Raw genomic sequence first — 17,882 nt, forward strand, 5'->3', positions numbered from 1 at the left:
GCCCGCACCCGGCCCTATCCCCGGGGCAGAAGCTGCGCTCGCGAATGGTATTCTTAAGACAGAAGAACAAAATGAAAGTGCGCCACAAATTATGTACAAGCGTTCAAAGCTCCGGAAACTGCTCCGCGACCACGTTTTCGTCATCCTGGGCTGGCTCATCTGGATCGTCCTGCTGCTCAGCGGCCACAAGTTCGGGCAAAGCGACAGCCTAACCGCGCTGGCCGCAGGCTCCGCGCTGACATTTTGCACCATGTTGGGGTCCGTCTTCGCCGTAGTCCGGCATGCCGACGAACTGGCTGAACTGCTGGACGAGCCTTATGGCACGCTGGTCCTGACACTGTCTGCCACCGCCATCGAGGTCAGTCTGATGCTGATGGTCATGGCCGGCGGCGGCCAGAATCCCGCGATGCTGCGCGACACCATCTTCGCCACCCTGATGGTCGTACTCAACGGCATGGTCGGCGTTTCCCTGGTCAGCGGCGGCTGGATCAACGTCGAACAGTCGTTCAACCTGCGTGGCGCCCTGTCGTTCCTGCACCTCATCGCCCCACTCTCGCTGCTGCTTCTGGTGCTCCCGAACTATACCAGCAGCACCGACGGACCGACCCTGACCCCGGTCCAGGAAGCGTTCCTGGGACTGTTATGCCTCCTGTTGTACGGGGTTTTCCTGATCATCCAGACCGGCAGGCACCGGTCCTATTTCGCCAACATGAGCGCCGTCCTGGACGAAGAGCCCGAGGAAAACGGCAACGGCAATGCGGCCCCAGCATTACACCGACGCCGGGGCGCTGTCATTCATGCGGCGCTGAACCTCCTGGCCGCGCTGCTGCCCGTCGTCCTGCTCGCGGAGCACCTCGGATCGGTGATCGATTTCGCGATCGAAGAATCCCACACGCCGGCGGCCCTCGGCGGGCTTGTGGTCGCGGCACTGGTCCTGCTGCCAGAAGGCGTCGGCGCCCAGCGGGCGGCCGCGCTGAACCTGATGCAACGGGCGGTCAACATCTGCCTGGGCTCGGCGCTCGCCACCATCGGCCTGACCGTGCCGACGATCCTGGTGGCTGCCAGCCTCCAACAGCATTCGCTGACCCTAGGCCTGGACGGCGTTCAGGAAACCCTGCTGTACGCCACCCTGCTGGTCTCGGTGATGACGTTCATCAGCGGATCCGCCAACGTCCTGCAAGGCATGGTTCACCTGATGCTGTTCGTCGCCTACCTGTTTTTCGTGTTCACCCCGTAAACCGGGGCTCGGCAGGCTGCGAAAGCCTTCAACAAAGCCGTTGTACAATCGGCCACGCCCGAGGCGGGCGGACGCGGCACCAAACAGAGGCAGACAAAAACCTCACCAGCACTATATAATTGGCGAATTTTTTTCCAACCCCAGAAGTATCGACATGACTGATTTATCGCGTTACCGAAACATAGGCATCTTCGCTCACGTCGACGCGGGCAAGACCACCACCACCGAACGGATTTTGAAGCTCACCGGCAAGATCCACAAGATCGGCGAGGTGCACGATGGCGCCGCGACGACCGACTTCATGGAGCAGGAGCAGGAACGCGGTATCACCATTCAGTCCGCGGCGACCACCTGTTTCTGGAAGGATCACCGCTTCAACATCATCGACACCCCCGGACACGTCGACTTCACGATCGAAGTGTACCGCTCGCTGAAGGTCCTCGACGGCGGCATCGGCGTGTTCTGCGGCTCCGGCGGCGTCGAACCCCAGTCGGAAACCAACTGGCGCTACGCCAACGACTCCGAGGTCTCCCGCGTCATCTACGTCAACAAGCTGGATCGGATCGGCGCCGACTTCTTCCGTGTAGTCAAGCAGATCAAGGACGTCCTGGGGGCCTATCCGCTGGTCATGACGCTGCCGATCGGCCGCGAGGAAAGCTTCGTCGGCGTCGTCGACCTCCTGACCCGCAAGGCCTGGATCTGGGACAACTCCGGCGACCCGATGAACTATGAGGTCAAGGACGTGCCCGCCGACATGGCCGACGAAGTCGAGAAATGGCGCGCCGACCTGGTGGAAAAAGTCGTCGAGCAGGACGACGAAGTGATGGAAAAGTACCTGGAAGGCGAAGAACCGGACGTCGACACCCTCAAGCGCCTGATCCGCAAGGGCACCATCAACCTGGATTTCTTCCCCACCTACTGCGGCTCTTCGTTCAAGAACAAGGGCGTGCAACTGGTGCTGGACGCCGTGATCGACTACCTGCCCGATCCGACCGAAGTCAAGCCGCAGCCCGAAGTCGACCTGGAAGGCCAAGAAACCGGCGAATTCGCCATCGTCGATCCGGACCGTCCCCTGCGGGCCCTGGCATTCAAGATCATGGACGACCGTTACGGCGCCCTGACCTTCCTGCGCCTGTATTCGGGCCGGCTGGAAAAAGGCACGACCGTGCTCAATACCTTTACCGGCAAGACCGAGCGCATCGGCCGCATCGTGGAGATGCACGCTAACTCCCGCAACGAGCTGGACTCCGCGCAGGCCGGCGACATCGTGGCCGTGCTGGGCATGAAGAACGTGCAGACCGGTCACACCCTGTGCGATCCGGACAAGCCGGCCACCCTGGAACCGATGGTATTCCCGGATCCCGTCATCTCCATCGCGGTATCACCCAAGGACAAAGCGGGCAACGAGAAGATGGGCGTCGCACTGGGCAAGATGGTGCAGGAAGATCCGTCCTTCCACGTGGAAACCGACCAGGAGTCCGGCGAAACCATCCTCAAGGGCATGGGCGAACTCCACCTCGACATCAAGGTCGACATCCTCAAGCGCACCCACGGAGTGGAGGTGAACGTCGGCAAGCCGCAGGTGGCCTACCGCGAGACCATCACCAAGCGCGTCGAGGACGAGTACGTCCACAAGAAGCAGACCGGCGGCTCCGGCCAGTACGCCAAGATCAACTACATCATCGAGCCCAGCGAACCGGGTATGGGATTCGTGTTCGTGTCGACGGTGACCGGCGGCAACGTGCCGCGCGAGTTCTGGCCGGCGGTCGAAAAAGGCTTCAAAGGCATGCTCGGCAAGGGCGTCCTGGCGGGCTACCCGTGCGTCGACTTCAAGGTCAACCTGACCGACGGCGGCTTCCACGCGGTGGACTCGTCGGCGATCGCCTTCGAAATCGCGGCCCAGGCGGCCTTCCGCCAGTCCGTGCCGAAGGCGGCGCCGCAGCTGCTGGAACCGATCATGAAGGTGGACGTGTTCACGCCGGACGCCCATGTCGGCGACGTGATCGGCGACTTGAACCGCCGCCGCGGCATGATCAAGTCCCAGGAAGCCGGCGTGACCGGCGTGCGCATCAAGGCCGAGGTTCCGCTGTCCGAAATGTTCGGCTACATCGGTGATCTGCGCACCATGACGTCCGGCCGCGGCCAGTTCTCCATGGAGTTCTCGCACTACATGCCGTGCCCGAAGAACGTCGCGGACGAAGTCATCAAGGAAGCCCAGGAGCGTGCGGCCAAGAAATAACGGCCCCGCGCATTCTTGTTTCACCGCGAAAGGCGGCCCCGGGGCCGCCTTTCGCGGTCCCTCTCCGGGATTCCTGGGTGCACTTCGCCCCCAGCGGTTCCCCAACCGCAGTCTTCCCTATCCTTCCGATCACGGCCGTTGTAACTTAATGGCGGCATTTGCTTGCCCACAAATAATTCGAGGGGGATTTCATGAGCAAAAAGAGCATGGCCGACTGGTGGAAAGAGAAACGGGCGACCGACGAAAGGAAAAAGTCCGGACAGGCCGACGTCGAGGACGTCGAGGCACTGTATGACCGGCTCGGCCGGGAACCGGCGGTGGATGCCTCGCTCGAGGTGATCCGCAAGGAAATGGCCGCGGTCTACCGCGACATGCGTGCGGGCCGGATCGACTGCAACGACGGCACCCGCCTGGCCTATGTGCTCGACATGCTGCGCAAGACGCATGAATCCAACGTCGTGAAAAACCGGCTGGGCGCTCTGGAAAAGGCCATGGGCGTGAAATCCGACACCGGTCCGGAATGGCTGGGACTGCCGTTCGGCAATTCCGACTGAAGGCACGGCCGGCAAGCGCGAGCTGCCGCAAATACGGCCCCCATCGACGCGACCGGGCGGCGACGCTCTCTCCCATACCGACTTTTCAAGAACCTGCCACCATGTGCGGCATCGCCGGCCTGTTCAATTGCAATGTCCCCGCCGACAAGATCCTACTCGAAAACGCGGTAGCCAAGCTGGCCCACCGTGGCCCCGACGACCGGGGCGTGTTCCTCGACGGCCGCTTCGGCATGGGACATACCCGCCTCTCGATCATCGACCTGACGGGCGGCCATCAGCCGCTGTTTTCCGAAGACCGCAAGCTGGCGCTGATCGCCAACGGCGAGATCTACAACTTCGTCGAACTGCGCGCCGAACTGGAGGCTCTGGGCCACCGATTCCAGACCCATTCGGATTCGGAGGTGATCCTTCAGGCCTACCTCGCCTTCGGGGAGTGCTTTTTGGAGCGCATCCAGGGCATGTTCGCCTTTGCGCTGTACGACGCCGCCGAAGGACGGCTGATCCTGGCCCGCGACCGTTTAGGGATAAAGCCGCTGTTCCTGGCGCAACTTCCGGACGGCATAGCCTTCGCCTCCGAGCTCAAGGCCCTGCTGCCGCTGCTCGACCGGCCGCCCGAGATCGATCCGGAGGGACTGGCCCAGTATTTCCAGAACCAGTTTTCCACCGGCGACACGACGGTCCTGCAAGGCGTGGAGCGGGTGCTGCCGGGCGAAGCCGTAGTCGTCGAAGCCGGCACAGTGACCCGCCGCTTCCGCTACTGGTCGCCGCTGAGCGTGCGCACGGGAGAGCTGAATTTCGACGAAGCCGCGCAACGCTTCGATGCGCTGATCGAACGGGTGATGGCCGAGCACGTGCGCTCGGACGTGCCGTTCGGGCTGTTCTTGTCCGGCGGCGTCGACTCCTCCCTGCTGCTCGCCCTGCTGACCCGGTATTCCGGCGAGCCCATCCGCACCTTCTCGGTCGGTTTTCCCGGCACCTCGCTGACCGACGAACTGCCACTGGCCGAAGGCCTGGCCAAGCGTTTCGGCAGCCGCCACCGCGAGATCCGTCCCGATCCCAAAGACATCTTCCACAGCCTGCCGTTGACCGTGTGGGCGGCGGACGAACTGATGCGTGACAACGCCAACCTGCCGACCTCGCTGCTGGCCCGAGCCGCGGGCGAAGAACTGAAAGTGGTGTTCTCCGGAGAAGGCGGGGACGAGGTGTTCGCCGGCTACGGGCGCTACCGGGCCTCGACGTTCGAACGGCTGTTCAAGGGACTGCTGGCGCCCGGCTCCGGCGGCTTCCGTACCCGCGGCAGCTTCCGCGGACGTTGGCCGAAGACCCTGTTCGGTCCCGCACTGCTGGCTGCCTCGCAACACGCCCGGCGCCCGGTGCTGGAGTCCTGGCGGGAGACACCGCGCCAATGGAGCGATCTGCAGCGGATGCAGTACGTCGACCTCCGCCACGCATTGCCCGACAACCTGCTGGTCAAAGCCGACCGCATGCTGATGGCCTGGGGCGTGGAGGGACGGGTGCCGTTCCTGGACCACCGTGTCGTCGAATTCGGCCTGAGCCTACCCGACCGGCTCAAGGTCGAGGGACGCCAGGGCAAGCTGTTCCTCAAGCGCTGGGGCGAGCGGCTGGTGCCTGCGGATCAGCTCTACGCCAAAAAGAGGGGCTTCCACGTCCCCCTCGGCGAATGGCTGGACGAGCCTTTCCTCAAACGGCTGAACCAAATCCTGCCGGACCACCCGGCACTCGCGCCTTGGCTCAAACCCGACGGCATCCGCACGCTGATCGCCGGCTGCCGCGACGAGCGCCAGGGCAGCACCATGCTCTGGACGGTGATCCAGTTCGCGATCTGGCACCGGCTGTTCATTTCGGGCAAAGGAGAGCGGCCGGCGGCCCTGGCCGATCCCTTGGACATCCTGCAGAGCTGAACCCATGAGCGTTTCCGAACTGTCCATTCCTCGCCGCCTGGCCATCTTCGCCTCCTTCTCCGGCCAGGGCGGCGTGGAGAAGATGATCGCGAACCTGGCCGCCGGGTTCCTCGACGCCGGTGTCGCCGTGGATCTGGTGCTGGCGCGCGCCCAGGGGGAGCACCTGGATGCGATCCCTGCCGGCGTGCGCATCATCAAGCTGAACGTCCGCCACACTTTCACCGCCCTGCCGGGCCTGGCCCGCTACCTCCGCGAAGAGAAACCGGACGCCATCCTCGCCGCCAAGGACCGCGCCATCCGGGTGGCCCTGCTCGCCCGCCGGCTGGCCGGCTCAAATGCGCGACTGGTGGGACGGCTGGGCACGACGGTCTCGGCCGCCCTCCAAGGTAAGGGCCGGCTGAGGGAACTGGCCTGGTTCAGCGGCATGCGGCTGTTTTATCCCCACATGGACGCGATCGTCGCGGTCTCCCAGGGCGTGAAAGACGACATCCTCGCCATCACCGGCCTGCCCTCCGAACGGGTCCGGGTCATCCGCAATCCCGTCATCACCCCGGAACTGGAACGGCAGGCCGTCCTCCCTTGCGAACACCCCTGGCTGAACGATCCGGCCGTCCCCGCGATCGTCGGCATGGGGCGACTGACCCGTCAGAAAGGATTTCCCGATCTCATCGCCGCCTTCGCCCGGCTCCGCCGGGACCGTGTCTGCCGCCTCGTCATCGTCGGCGAGGGCGGAGACCGGGAAAAACTGGAGCGGCTGGCGGAGGAACTCGGCGTGAGCGGAGACGTAGGCTTCACCGGCTTCCTGGCAAACCCCCATGCCCTGATCGCGCGCTGCAGCCTGTTCGTGCTGTCCTCGCTGTGGGAGGGTTCGCCGAACGCCCTGACCGAAGCGATGGCGCTGGGCCGGCCGGTCGTCTCGACCGACTGCCCCAGCGGCCCGGCGGAATTGCTGGACGGCGGCAGATACGGGCCACTGGTGCCGGTCGGCGATGTCGAAGCGCTGGCCGCGGCCATGGCGCATGCGCTGGATCACCCGCTGCCGCCGCAGACGCTACGGGCAGCCGTATCCGAATACACGGCGGCGATCAGCGCGCAGAGATACCTGGAAGCGCTGGGCCTTATGCGTTGACACAGGCCGCCAGACCGCTCTCCAGATCGGGATAGAGCAGCTTGGGTTGCAACTCCCTCGTCATCCGGCCGGTGTCGAGCCGCTTGGACTCTTCGAGAAACGACAGCATGGCCGGGGTCAGGACGCGCCTGGCCTCCTCCAGGGAAATCGCGGGCGGCCGCGGCAAGCCGAAGCGGTCGGCGACCCGATAGAAATAATCGGTCATGGTGGTAGGGTGGCCATCACTGACGTTGTACACGCCCTCGGCTGCAGGCCGCTCGGCCGCGGCGAAACACACATTGGCCAGATCGTCGGCATGGATGCGGTTGGAATAGGGACTCTCCTCCTCGCGTACGACCGGGACGCCCGCGCGTATGCGCTCCAGCGGCAAACGCCCCGGCCCGTAGATGCCCGGCACCCGCAGGATCACCGCAGTGATGCCGTGCCGGAGGCCCCAGGTTCCAAGATACTGTTCCGCCGCCCAGCGCCGCCGGGAGCGCTCGGTTCGGGGATTGGGAGCCCGGTTCTCGCTCACCCAGTCCCCGCCGCAGTCGCCATAGACGCCGCTGGTGCTGATGTAAACCACCTTCTTGGGCAGACTCCCTTCCGGCAGGCTTTCGAGCAAAGCCGCCAGCCGCGGATCGCCTGTGCCGGAAGTCGGCGGCGGGGCGAGATGATACAGCGTGATCCAGCCACCCTTCAGACCGGCCAGGGAATCGGGCTTGTCCAGATCGCCGGCTATTGCGCCGATACCCTGCGCCGCCAGCCGCGCCGCCGTCTCCGGCGAACGGGCCATACCGAGTACCCGTTGACCTGCAGCCAGTTCCAGCCGGGCCACCCGGCTGCCGATGTCGCCGCAGCCGACGATCAGGACCGTTCGCGTCAAGGCGTTCAGATCTTGAGCACGGTGTCGCGGTAATACCGTAGTTCCGCGATGGACTCGCGGATGTCGTCCAACGCCCGATGGGTGCTCTGCTTCTGCAGGCCCTCCTTCAGCGCCGGCGCCCAGCGCTCAGCCAGGATCTTCAGCGTCGACACGTCAAGGTTGCGGTAGTGGAAATAGGCCTCCAGCCTGGGCATGCAGCGCGCGAGGAAGCGGCGGTCCTGGCAGATGCTGTTGCCGCAGATCGGGGATTCGTTCGGCGGCACCCATTCGCCGACGAAACCGAGCGTCAGCCGCTCGGCCTCGGCTTCGTCGACCGTGCTCCGCCGCACCCGCTCGATCAGCCCGGATTCGCCGTGCTGCTTGCGATTCCAGTCGTCCATGCGATCCAGCACCGATTCCGGCTGGTGGATCGCCAGCACCGGGCCTTCGGCGAGCACGTTGAGCTGGCTGTCGGTGATGATGGCGGCGATCTCGATGATGGCGTCGTTCTGGGTATCCAGCCCGGTCATCTCCAGATCGATCCAGATGAGATTTTGTGCGTCCTGAGCCATACCGGTCCTTCTAAATGTCTGACTGTCCAAACTTGTCAGGGATTTTATCAAAGGCTACCCTCTAGCGCCGATTGACGAAACCGATACCCAATAACACCGCATGAATACCTTCACCACCCTGTTCCTGGCGGCCCTGGCCGTCTCCTCCGGCATCGAATACTGGCTGGCCCGGCGCCAGGCCAGCCATGTGCGCCTGCACCGCGACCGTGTGCCGGAAGCGTTCCGGGACAGCGTGTCGCTGGAGGACCACCGGAAGGCGGCGGACTACACCCTGGCCAAGGGCAGCCTGGGTGACGTGGGGCGGATCGTCGGCATCGTGATCCTGCTGGGATTCACCCTGGGAGGCGGGATCGACGCCATCGCCCAGCTCTGGAGCGGTTTCGAGCTCTCACCGATCGCCACCGGCGTCGGCGTTGTGCTGACGACACTGCTAGTTTCGCAATTCCTGGAGCTGCCGCTGAGCCTCTACCAGACCTTCCGGGTCGAGGAGCGCTTCGGCTTCAACCGCACCACGCCGCGCCAGTTCGCTATCGACTTGGGGCTACAGACCGCGCTTTCCGTCGTCATCGGCGGCCCCTTGCTGGCGCTGATCCTGTGGGTGATGGACAGCTCGGGCGCGCAGTGGTGGATCCTCGCCTGGGCCATCCTGATGGCGTTCTCGATCCTGATGAGCTGGGCCTTCCCGACCTTCATCGCCCCCTTGTTCAACAAGTTCACCCCACTCGCGGACACGACACTCAAGGCGCGCATCGAGGCCCTGCTCGAACGCTGCGGCTTCCACGCACAAGGCATCTTCGTCATGGACGGTTCCAAGCGCTCCGGCCACGGCAACGCGTATTTCACCGGCATCGGCAACAACAAGCGCATCGTGTTCTTCGACACCCTGGTCGACTCGCTCAACCATGACGAGATCGAAGCCGTCCTCGCCCACGAACTCGGCCACTTCAAGCGCCGCCACGTGCTGAAGATGCTGGCCGGCACGTCGCTGGTGACATTGGCGGGCTTCGGCCTGCTCGGCTGGCTGAGTGGCGAGGGCTGGTTCTATCAAGGCCTCGGCGTCAGCGAGCAATCCAATGCCATCGCTTTGCTGCTGTTCATGCTGGTATCGCCGGTGTTCTCGGTCTTCCTTCAGCCGATCATGGCCTATGTGCAGCGGCGCTACGAATTCGAGGCCGACGATTTCGCCGCCGGCCATACCCGCGCCCGCTATCTCGTCAACGCCCTGGTGAAACTCTACCGCGAGAACGCCAGCACCCTCACACCGGACCCGCTGTACGCCGCTTTCCACTACAGCCACCCGCCCGCCGCGATACGCATCGACCACCTGGCCGCGAAAATCTAGTGGCGGCCCCTTCCGTCATGGAGAAAGTCCGGGAGGGGCGGGTGGTCTGCCATCTCGGCAAGGGGCTGGCGGTGGAGGACGGAAACGGCCATATCGTGTTGTGCCACACCCGGCGCCGGCTGGGCGACGCCGCCGTCGGCGATCATGTGCTCTGGGAACCCTGTGAAGGCGAGCAAGGCCGGGTGCTGGAAATCCTGCCGCGCCGTTCGAGCCTGGTGAGGCCCGCTTACGGCGGGCGCGTGCGCATCGTTGCGGCCAACCTGGACCGGGTCTGCGTGGTCCTGGCGCCGGAACCCGAACCGGACTGGCTGCTCGCCGACCAGATTCTGGCGGTGTGCGAGCGCCGGAGCATCGGGGCGCTCCTCGTCCTCAACAAGACCGATCTGCCGGGCGCGCCAGCGCTGGACGAGGCCTTGCGCGATTATGAGTCCGCCGGCTACGACGTGTTCCGTATCAGCACACGGGCCGGAGCAGGACTGGATACCCTGAAACAGGTCCTGCACACCGGCTGCAGCATGCTGAGCGGCCAGTCCGGCGTCGGAAAATCTTCGCTGACCAACGCACTGCTGCCGGACCGGAATTTGCGGGTCGGCGAACTCTCCGCCCACAGCGGGCTGGGCCGCCATACCACCACCTCGGCGACGCTCTACCATTTGCCCGAGGGGGGAGAACTGATCGACAGTCCAGGCGTCGCCGTGTTCGGCCTGGCCGAGATGGCGCCTGCGGAGCTCGCGCAGGCTTACCGCGATTTCCGGCCCTATCTGGGCAAATGCCGCTTCAACGACTGCCGCCATGTCAAGGACAAGGGATGTGCGGTGCGCGAAGCCGTTGAAGCCGGAACGCTCTCGTCGGCCCGCTACGAACGCTACCTCAAGCTGCTGGATCGGCTCGGTTCGGCCGTGGAGTTCAGCGGCGGCTGAGACTCATGGCCGGGAATAAAGGACATTGCAGGCCGTCTGGATCTGCTGGGCGGCAAATGCGCTGGACACATCTTCCCCGTATTTCAGGATGCATCCGGTCGGTGTCCCGTCCAGCGGCTCATCCACGGAAAGGCTCTCGGGAAAATCGGCGAGGCAGATTTTCATGATTTCCTGAGCCACCTGGTCGTTTTTCACATCCTCCATGCCGTAAAGAATGCACTCCCAATAGCTCGACGGCCCGGTTAGCCCCGCCACGGCCGACGCCGGGCCAAGCAACAGCAGTGCAAGCAGCGGCGGGATTCTGGGTAACACGGGCGGGCATTCCGTCATCATGAAAAAGAGCAAGGATGATAACATTCCCAATCAAGCGGGAACGCGGCGGGTAACCGCCGGCCTCCTGGACGGACTTTGATTTCAACACCGGACCACTCCCCATGACGCATCCGACGCCAGAACTCGTTTCCATCGTCCACGACAAGGTTCCCAACCGGATTCGCTTCCGGGTGCCGCTCATCCGGTACCGGCAGACCTACGCCGAAATCCTCAAGCAGTCGATCCTCAGGGACGCGGCTGGCAAGGGCATTTATCACGCCGAGCCCAACATCACGACCGGGACTCTGCTCGTCAAGTATCATCCGGCCATTCACGACGAAACCCAAGTGGTGGAACTGGTGCGCTCGACCGTGGAAAACCTCTCGACGGGAAGCATAGAAATCTCGGCCAAGCACAAGAATCCTCGCATCGGCAAGATGAGGCCGGGGGCATTCTTCACCCGGGAACTGGTCGTGAGTATCGTCGGCAACGTGGTGGCCGGCCTCATTCTCGCCATCGTCGCCACCCGCTGACGGGATGGTTCATCGGCGCAGGAGGCGCTTCACGGCCTGCCGCCAACGCAGGGGCAGAAAATGGGTAAAAACCCGGCGCAGATAAGCAGCCATCAGCAGAGGATCGCTCCAGGGCGCATCGCTCCAACACCGCAAGAAACTGTTGAGTTCGCGTTCGCTGACGGCACGGTAAAGGCTTTGCGGGAACAGGTGGATCACAGCGCCGCACGCCTCCGGGAGACGCTCCCGACACCCGGCTCCGCACGTGCCTTCGAGCATGGCGCGGAAGCTGCCCGCGAAGCTGACCCTTGAATGCGCGTCGAGGTGGTAGGTCGGCGTGGGCCTGGGGTTGAATTCGATCAGATACACACGGTCCCGTTCTGCATCATGCATCCAGTCCACTCCCGCGAAACCGTGGAATCCGCTCAGGGCCCCTACGCCGGTGAGCATCAGCCCGATATCCCGGTGGGACATCGCCTCGCGGGCGCAGGAAGACGCCAGCGGCGTCGGCCAGCACAGCCGGGAATTCCAGGACTGCCAGCACACCGGCGCGCCACGGTCGAACAGCACGTCGGAGGAACCGACCCGGCCGTCGACAAACTGCTGCACGAGCATCACGCCATTGCCTTCATACAGCAGTTCGAAGGCAGCCTTCAGTTCAGCCTCGTCCGCCACTTTGCGTACGCCAGAACCGCTGCAACCGTACGGACTCTTGAGCATGACGGGATAGCCCATGGCCCGCACCGCAGCCTCGACTTCGGCAAAACCGGTGCAGATTTCGGATTTCGGAATGGTTAATCCCGCCGCGCCTGCCGCCTGCTGGAAAGCCGATTTCGACAGGATCACCTCGACGGCGTCGCCGCGGTGGTCGACCGGAAACCAGCCGTCCAGCCATGCCTCGCCACGATGCCGGGCAACCGCCGTGAGGGTAGGTTCGTCGCCGATGATGATGTGGTGGAAATCTGATTTCCGTTCGGCCAGAAACGCCTCGAGCTGGCCGGCCAACGTTTCCGGCTCCACCGCCGTGGCGACGTGGCTGGCGACGTAACGCGACCGCGCTACCGCCAGTCCCGGCGGCGCCAACAGCGTCACCCGGCAGCCGGCATCGTGCAGAAGACGCGGAAACCGGGCGATGCCGACCGCATCGATGCCAACGACCAGCAGAACTTCGAAACCCATCTGGCCTCCTTGCAGCCGATCGCTTCATCCCGCGCCGGTGCCTTCGAAGCGGGTCACTCCTGGTCGGGCTTGATATACACATCAGCGCTCCTGCGCATCTCCGCCACGAACGCGGCGAATTCCTTCTGGCCGGCGCCCCGTGCCAAAGACTGGCGCACGGTCTCCATGCCCTTTTCGGCTTCCGGAGACGCCTCTCCTTCCTTGACCGCCGCGATGCGGAGAATCGCCTGGTCTCCGTTTTCGAGCGCCACCAGGGTCGGATGGTTCAACTCCCGCGTCCCGAACGCTGCATTGACAATGGGAACCGCCACCGCGGAGGCATCGCGCCTGACCGTGAGCGGTCCGATGACTTTCCAGTTGCGGGCCTTCGCCACTTCCCCCAGGGTCTTGCCCGCCCCAATCTCTTTCAGCGCCGCTTCCGCAGTGCCCTGTGTGTTCTGCCTGGCCGCCTGGTCACGCAGTTGGGTGACGATCCGGCCGCGCACTTCGGCGAGTGGCTTGGCTTCGGCCGGACGATGCTCCTTCAACCTGAGCACGACGACCTTGTCCGCGCCGATCTCGACGACATCGCTGTTCTTGCCGCCCAGGACCTCCTCGCTGAAAGCCGCCTTGCGCACTCCTTCCTCCGCGAAAACTCCCTCTCCGTTCTCGCGGGTGAACGGCCCGCTCTCCGCGACCTTCAACCCCAGCGCCTGAGCCGCCGGCTCCAGCGTGTCGGGGTGCTCGAATGTGGACTCGGTGAGTTTCTGTCCCAGATCGTAGAACCGGTTCTCCGCCGCATTCCTGCGAAAGCCTGCGGCCACTTCGTCCTTCACCTGGTCGTACGGCTTGGTCGTCGCGGGCGCCAGTTCCGTCACCTTGATCAAGTGGTATCCGAAGGACGTCCTGACCGGTTCGGAAACCGCCCCCTGAGATAGCGCCAATGCCGCTTTCTCGAAATTCGGCTCCATGGCCCCCTTGGTGACCACGCCGAGGTCGCCGCCCTTCTCGGCCGAGACCCGATCGTCGGAGGTTTCCTTCGCAACCTTGGCGAAATCCTCCCCTTTGAGCAGACGGTCCCGGGTCTGGCTGATCTTCGCCAGCGCGGCAGCCTCCTCTTCGGGCTTGGCGGAATCCGCGGCGACGAGGATATGGCTCACTTTCCGCCGCTCTTCCGTGGTGAAACCGGCCTTTTGTTCCTCGTAGAAATTCCTGAGTTCCTCCTCGGTAGGCTTCACCTCCTTCGCCACGTCGTCGAGGCTCAGGGAGAGGTAATTTACGGTCACGGTTTCAGGAGACTGGAATTCGTCCTGGTGCGAACGGTAATACTCGTCGATCAATGACTCGGCCACGTCTTCATCGGCCTTCATCAGCGGCACGGTCGCAAACTCGATTTCCCGCTCCTGGTTCTTCAGGCGGAAAAAGGCGCTCGCCTGCTGCCTGGTGGCAAACGCGGTATCGGTAATGCCCCGCTGAAACTGCTCCATCAAAAGGGCGCGCTTGACCTGCTCGACGAAAACCGGCGAACTCATGCCTTGTGCCGAAAGCATGACGTTGTACTTGTCCTTGTCGAATTTGCCGTCGGTCTGGAAATACGGCAACGTCTGGATGAAAGCGCGCACCGCGGAATCGGGGACGGCCAGCCCTTCGCCTGCCGCGGCCTGGAAAATCAGCTCATCCCGGACCAGGCGCTCGAGCGCCTGACGTTTCAGCTGTTTTTCGTCTATATCCCCCAGACCGACCAGGTTGGCCAGATCCTGCTGATAAGCCTGGACCAGGTCGCGTTCGAAGAAATCCCGGTCGCCGACGACCGCTACGGGCGTCTCCTTGCCCGAATCGAAATAGTTGTTGATCCCCCAAAAGGCAAAAGGAATACCCACCAGAATCAACATCGCCCAGGCAAAAATACCCTGTGCTTTATCACGAATGGCCTGCAGCATATATCGGTACCGGAATGACTATCGTTGATTGATACGACAAACTAGAGCCAAAAAAAAACCCCGGCGAATGCCTGGGGTTTCGATATGGCGGAGCGGACGGGGCTCGAACCCGCGACCCCCGGCGTGACAGGCCGGTATTCTGACCAACTGAACTACCGCTCCAATGATCTGATTCCCTTGGTGGGTGCTGTAGGGATCGAACCTACGACCCTCGCCTTGTAAGGGCGATGCTCTCCCAGCTGAGCTAAGCACCCCAAGTGGAGAAAAACTAGTTTACAGCATCTTTGAGCGCTTTGCCACACTTGAACGACGGAATTTTTGCAGCCTTGATGGTGATGCTACCGCCCGTCTGCGGATTGCGCCCCTGGCGCTCCGCGCGTTCCTTGACTGCGAACGAGCCGAACCCGACCAGCGAGACCGTATCACCGTTCTTCAGCGCACCGGTGATCGCGTCGATCACGGCATCCAGAGCGCGACCCGCATCGGCCTTCGTGAGATTGGCCGAATCGGCGATAGCTTCAATCAGTTCCGCTTTATTCATTTCTTTCCCCTATTTGAGTTGACTGTACCGCTGCATCGAAAAGCCGGGCCGTGAATCCAGTGGAACTGGCGTTCCCCCTAGCTGCCGCACTTTAGCAGCGCCAAAAAAGCCATGTCAAGGCGCGCAAGCCCCGGAATTCCTCGTCATCCGGCCTTTCAATGGGCGGTCAGGCCACCGGCCGCTCCCACCGCTTTCGGAGCACACTCCTCGGCGGGGGGAACCGCCCGTTCGGACGGCTCCGGCAGACGCTGCAAGGCTACGGCCAGCACTTCGTCGATCCACCGGACAGTCCGGACGTCCAGATCCTGTTTGATGTTCCGGGGGATATCGGCCAAATCCTTTTCATTTTCCTTGGGAATCAGGACCGTAGTGATACCGCCACGGTGTGCCGCCAACAGCTTTTCCTTCAGTCCGCCAATGGGCAGCACTTCGCCGCGCAAAGTAATCTCGCCGGTCATGGCCACGTCCGAGCGAACCGGAATGCCCGTGAGGGACGAGACAAGCGCGGTACACATGCCGATGCCCGCGCTCGGACCGTCCTTGGGCGTCGCGCCTTCAGGCACGTGGATGTGGACGTCGTGTTTCTGGTAAAACGCAGGATCGATGCCGAGCCCCTCGGCGCGGCTGCGGACTACGGTCACCGCGGTCTGAATCGATTCCTGCATGACTTCGCCGAGCTTGCCGGTATAGGTCTGCTTGCCGGTGCCGGGCATGACCACCGCCTCGATGGTCAGCAGTTCCCCGCCCACTTCCGTCCAGGCCAGCCCCGTGACCTGACCGATCTGGTCGCTCTCTTCGGCGCGCCCGAAGCGGAAACGCTGCACGCCCAAATAGTCGTCGAGATTGCGCGGGGTCACCGACACCTTCTTGTGACTGGGCTTGAGCAGCAGGTTCTTGACCACCTTCCGGCAGATCTTGGCAATTTCCCGCTCCAGGCTGCGAACCCCGGCCTCGCGGGTGTAGTGCCGGATGATGTCGCGGACGGCCGCCTCGCTGATATGCACCTCGGTTTCCTTCAAGCCGCAGTTCTTCATCTGCTTGGGCACCAGATAGCGCATCGCGATGTTGACCTTCTCGTCCTCGGTATAGCCGGGGAGGCGGATGATTTCCATGCGGTCGAGCAGCGCAGGCGGAATGTTCAGCGTATTCGCTGTCGCCACGAACATGACCTCGGACAGATCGAAGTCCACCTCCAGGTAATGATCGGCAAAGGTATGGTTCTGTTCCGGATCCAGCACCTCCAGCAGGGCGGATGCCGGATCGCCGCGGAAGTCCATGGCCATCTTGTCGATCTCGTCCAGCATGAACATCGGATTCCGCGTCTTCACCTTGGACAGATTCTGCAGGATCTTGCCCGGCATCGAGCCGATATAGGTCCGCCGATGACCGCGGATCTCCGCCTCGTCGCGGACGCCACCCAAGGCCATGCGGACATATTTGCGATTGGTGGCGCGGGCGATGGATTGCCCCAGGGAGGTCTTGCCGACACCGGGCGGCCCCACCAGACAGAGAATCGGTCCCTTGATCTTCTTGACGCGCTGCTGTACCGCCAGATATTCCAGGATGCGCTCCTTGACCTTCTCGAGCCCGTAGTGCTCGGCTTCGAGAATTTCCTCGGCCTGCTGCAGATCGTGGCTCACCTTGGTGCGCTTCTTCCACGGCAGATTAACGATCCAGTCGATGTAGTTGCGGACCACCGTGGCCTCGGCGGACATCGGGGACATCAGCTTCAGCTTGTTGAGTTCGGTTTCCGCCTTGGTACGCGCCGCCTGGGGCATGCCGGCCTTTTCGATCTTGCGTCCCAGTTCCTCGAATTCGTTGGGCACCTCCTCCATCTCGCCCAACTCTTTCTGAATGGCTTTCATCTGCTCATTCAGATAGTACTCGCGCTGGTTCTTTTCCATCTGCTGCTTGACGCGACCGCGCACACGCCGTTCCATCTCCAGCATGTCGACCTCGCCTTCCATCAGCGTGATCAGCTTTTCCAGCCGGGCCGAGATGGCGCTGTTCTCCAGGACCGCCTGTTTGTCCTCGATCTTGACGGTCATGTGAGCGGCGATGGTATCCGCCAGCCGCGCCGGATCGTCGATCCCCGAGAGCGAGTTGAGAACTTCGGGGGGGATGCGTTTGTTGAGCTTGACGTACTGGTCGAAGGTATTGGTTGCGGTGCGCATCAGTACGTCCAGCTCCCGCTCATCGATGCCTGGGACATCCCGAAGTTCGGAAACGCTGGCACTGTAATACTTGTCTACGAGGCAGATGTCCTCCACCCGGCAGCGTTGCGCCCCTTCCACCAGCACCTTCACGGTGCCGTCCGGCAGTTTCAGCAATTGCAGGATGTTGGAGAGCGTGCCCACCCGGTACAGATCCTCGAACCCGGGGTCGTCGACTTCCGCGTCCTTCTGCGCCAGCAGCAGGACCTGTTTGCTGTCCCGCATGGCGCTATCCAGCGCGAAAATCGATTTTTCACGCCCGACGAACAACGGGATGACCATGTGCGGATAGACCACCACGTCGCGCAACGGCAGAACCGGAACCCACCGCTCGCCGCTCAAATCATGTTCGACGCCTGAATTTTCCATCGGAACACCCTCTCGATTGTCTTAAGCCACGTCAGTGAGTTGAGGGCGCAGCGCGAGATTACAAGCGTCGTTCATGAC

15 protein-coding genes and 2 tRNA genes are annotated in these 17,882 nt (G+C 63.2%); 8 read left to right on the forward strand and 9 right to left on the reverse strand.

All coding sequences use genetic code 11. The features are described from left to right. Positions 1-91: 91 nt before the first annotated feature. The 5 genes from OOT43_RS08625 (at position 92) to OOT43_RS08645 (ending at position 7,081) form a co-directional block, all read left to right on the forward strand. Complete coding sequence (locus OOT43_RS08625) at positions 92-1,237, forward strand: calcium:proton antiporter (RefSeq protein WP_266024490.1); 1,146 nt, start codon at positions 92-94, stop codon at positions 1,235-1,237. Positions 1,238-1,391: 154 nt separating this feature from the next. Beyond that, positions 1,392-3,476, forward strand: coding sequence for an elongation factor G (gene fusA / locus OOT43_RS08630; RefSeq protein WP_266024492.1), 2,085 nt, complete (start codon positions 1,392-1,394; stop codon positions 3,474-3,476). A gap of 191 nt (positions 3,477-3,667) precedes the next feature. Further along, entirely contained in the window at positions 3,668-4,030 is a 363-nt protein-coding gene (locus OOT43_RS08635; protein WP_266024496.1) for a hypothetical protein, read from the forward strand. Between the two features lie 101 nt (positions 4,031-4,131). Further along, positions 4,132-5,952 carry an asparagine synthase (glutamine-hydrolyzing) gene (gene asnB / locus OOT43_RS08640; RefSeq protein WP_266024498.1) on the forward strand — a complete coding sequence of 607 codons (1,821 nt, stop codon included), beginning with the start codon at positions 4,132-4,134 and terminating at the stop codon, positions 5,950-5,952. Positions 5,953-5,956: 4 nt separating this feature from the next. After that, positions 5,957-7,081, forward strand: coding sequence for a glycosyltransferase (locus OOT43_RS08645; protein WP_266024500.1), 1,125 nt, complete (start codon positions 5,957-5,959; stop codon positions 7,079-7,081). Here the strand turns inward: OOT43_RS08645 and OOT43_RS08650 are convergent. Beyond that, positions 7,071-7,946 (reverse strand): SDR family oxidoreductase, encoded by an 876-nt coding sequence (locus OOT43_RS08650; RefSeq protein ID WP_266024502.1) that lies wholly within the window; start codon positions 7,944-7,946, stop codon positions 7,071-7,073. The two genes, OOT43_RS08645 and OOT43_RS08650, sit on opposite strands and share 11 nt — an antisense overlap. 5 nt (positions 7,947-7,951) lie before the next feature. Beyond that, a complete protein-coding gene (gene orn / locus OOT43_RS08655; protein WP_266024505.1) occupies positions 7,952-8,497 on the reverse strand; it encodes an oligoribonuclease in 546 nt (181 codons plus the stop codon). Positions 8,498-8,597: 100 nt separating this feature from the next. Between orn and OOT43_RS08660 the strand changes: the two genes are divergently transcribed. Both OOT43_RS08660 and rsgA read left to right on the forward strand, forming a co-directional pair. Then, the gene (locus tag OOT43_RS08660) at positions 8,598-9,839 is read left to right on the forward strand and encodes a M48 family metallopeptidase (protein WP_266024508.1); all 1,242 of its coding nucleotides are present in this window, start codon (positions 8,598-8,600) and stop codon (positions 9,837-9,839) included. A 17-nt stretch (positions 9,840-9,856) separates the two neighbouring features. Then, positions 9,857-10,759, forward strand: a complete 903-nt coding sequence (gene rsgA, locus OOT43_RS08665; protein WP_266024862.1) for a ribosome small subunit-dependent GTPase A — start codon at positions 9,857-9,859, stop codon at positions 10,757-10,759. Positions 10,760-10,762: 3 nt separating this feature from the next. Here rsgA and OOT43_RS08670 read toward each other — a convergent pair whose 3' ends face one another. Next, positions 10,763-11,092 (reverse strand): hypothetical protein, encoded by a 330-nt coding sequence (locus OOT43_RS08670; protein ID WP_266024510.1) that lies wholly within the window; start codon positions 11,090-11,092, stop codon positions 10,763-10,765. Between the two features lie 101 nt (positions 11,093-11,193). Between OOT43_RS08670 and OOT43_RS08675 the strand changes: the two genes are divergently transcribed. Then, entirely contained in the window at positions 11,194-11,604 is a 411-nt protein-coding gene (locus OOT43_RS08675; protein WP_266024512.1) for a hypothetical protein, read from the forward strand. A gap of 9 nt (positions 11,605-11,613) precedes the next feature. On the opposite strand, the gene OOT43_RS08680 is transcribed toward OOT43_RS08675, so the two are convergent. From OOT43_RS08680 to lon, 6 genes are all read right to left on the reverse strand, one after another. Continuing rightward, positions 11,614-12,762, reverse strand: coding sequence for an ATP-grasp domain-containing protein (locus tag OOT43_RS08680; protein ID WP_266024513.1), 1,149 nt, complete (start codon positions 12,760-12,762; stop codon positions 11,614-11,616). Between the two features lie 53 nt (positions 12,763-12,815). Next, positions 12,816-14,681, reverse strand: coding sequence for a SurA N-terminal domain-containing protein (locus tag OOT43_RS08685; protein ID WP_266024515.1), 1,866 nt, complete (start codon positions 14,679-14,681; stop codon positions 12,816-12,818). Between the two features lie 85 nt (positions 14,682-14,766). Then, a tRNA-Asp gene (locus tag OOT43_RS08690) sits at positions 14,767-14,843 on the reverse strand. Positions 14,844-14,859: 16 nt separating this feature from the next. Beyond that, positions 14,860-14,935: transfer RNA gene (locus OOT43_RS08695), tRNA-Val, on the reverse strand. Positions 14,936-14,949: 14 nt separating this feature from the next. After that, a complete protein-coding gene (locus OOT43_RS08700) occupies positions 14,950-15,222 on the reverse strand; it encodes an HU family DNA-binding protein (RefSeq protein ID WP_266024516.1) in 273 nt (90 codons plus the stop codon). 155 nt (positions 15,223-15,377) lie between these two features. Beyond that, entirely contained in the window at positions 15,378-17,804 is a 2,427-nt protein-coding gene (lon, locus tag OOT43_RS08705) for an endopeptidase La (RefSeq protein ID WP_266024518.1), read from the reverse strand. Between the last annotated feature and the right edge of the window lie 78 nt (positions 17,805-17,882).

Source organism: Methylococcus mesophilus (assembly GCF_026247885.1).
In the GTDB taxonomy this organism is placed as follows: Bacteria; Pseudomonadota; Gammaproteobacteria; order Methylococcales; family Methylococcaceae; genus Methylococcus; species Methylococcus mesophilus.

Bases quoted from the DNA above. Each gene is read 5' to 3' on its own strand.
- OOT43_RS08625 (WP_266024490.1), top strand. From the start codon at position 92: ATGTACAAGCGTTCAAAGCTCCGGAAACTGCTCCGCGACCACGTTTTC.
- fusA (WP_266024492.1), top strand. From the start codon at position 1,392: ATGACTGATTTATCGCGTTACCGAAACATAGGCATCTTCGCTCACGTC.
- OOT43_RS08635 (WP_266024496.1), top strand. From the start codon at position 3,668: ATGAGCAAAAAGAGCATGGCCGACTGGTGGAAAGAGAAACGGGCGACC.
- asnB (WP_266024498.1), top strand. From the start codon at position 4,132: ATGTGCGGCATCGCCGGCCTGTTCAATTGCAATGTCCCCGCCGACAAG.
- OOT43_RS08645 (WP_266024500.1), top strand. From the start codon at position 5,957: ATGAGCGTTTCCGAACTGTCCATTCCTCGCCGCCTGGCCATCTTCGCC.
- orn (WP_266024505.1), bottom strand. From the start codon at position 8,497: ATGGCTCAGGACGCACAAAATCTCATCTGGATCGATCTGGAGATGACC.
- OOT43_RS08660 (WP_266024508.1), top strand. From the start codon at position 8,598: ATGAATACCTTCACCACCCTGTTCCTGGCGGCCCTGGCCGTCTCCTCC.
- rsgA (WP_266024862.1), top strand. From the start codon at position 9,857: ATGGAGAAAGTCCGGGAGGGGCGGGTGGTCTGCCATCTCGGCAAGGGG.
- OOT43_RS08670 (WP_266024510.1), bottom strand. From the start codon at position 11,092: ATGATGACGGAATGCCCGCCCGTGTTACCCAGAATCCCGCCGCTGCTT.
- OOT43_RS08675 (WP_266024512.1), top strand. From the start codon at position 11,194: ATGACGCATCCGACGCCAGAACTCGTTTCCATCGTCCACGACAAGGTT.
- OOT43_RS08680 (WP_266024513.1), bottom strand. From the start codon at position 12,762: ATGGGTTTCGAAGTTCTGCTGGTCGTTGGCATCGATGCGGTCGGCATC.
- OOT43_RS08685 (WP_266024515.1), bottom strand. From the start codon at position 14,681: ATGCTGCAGGCCATTCGTGATAAAGCACAGGGTATTTTTGCCTGGGCG.
- OOT43_RS08700 (WP_266024516.1), bottom strand. From the start codon at position 15,222: ATGAATAAAGCGGAACTGATTGAAGCTATCGCCGATTCGGCCAATCTC.
- lon (WP_266024518.1), bottom strand. From the start codon at position 17,804: ATGGAAAATTCAGGCGTCGAACATGATTTGAGCGGCGAGCGGTGGGTT.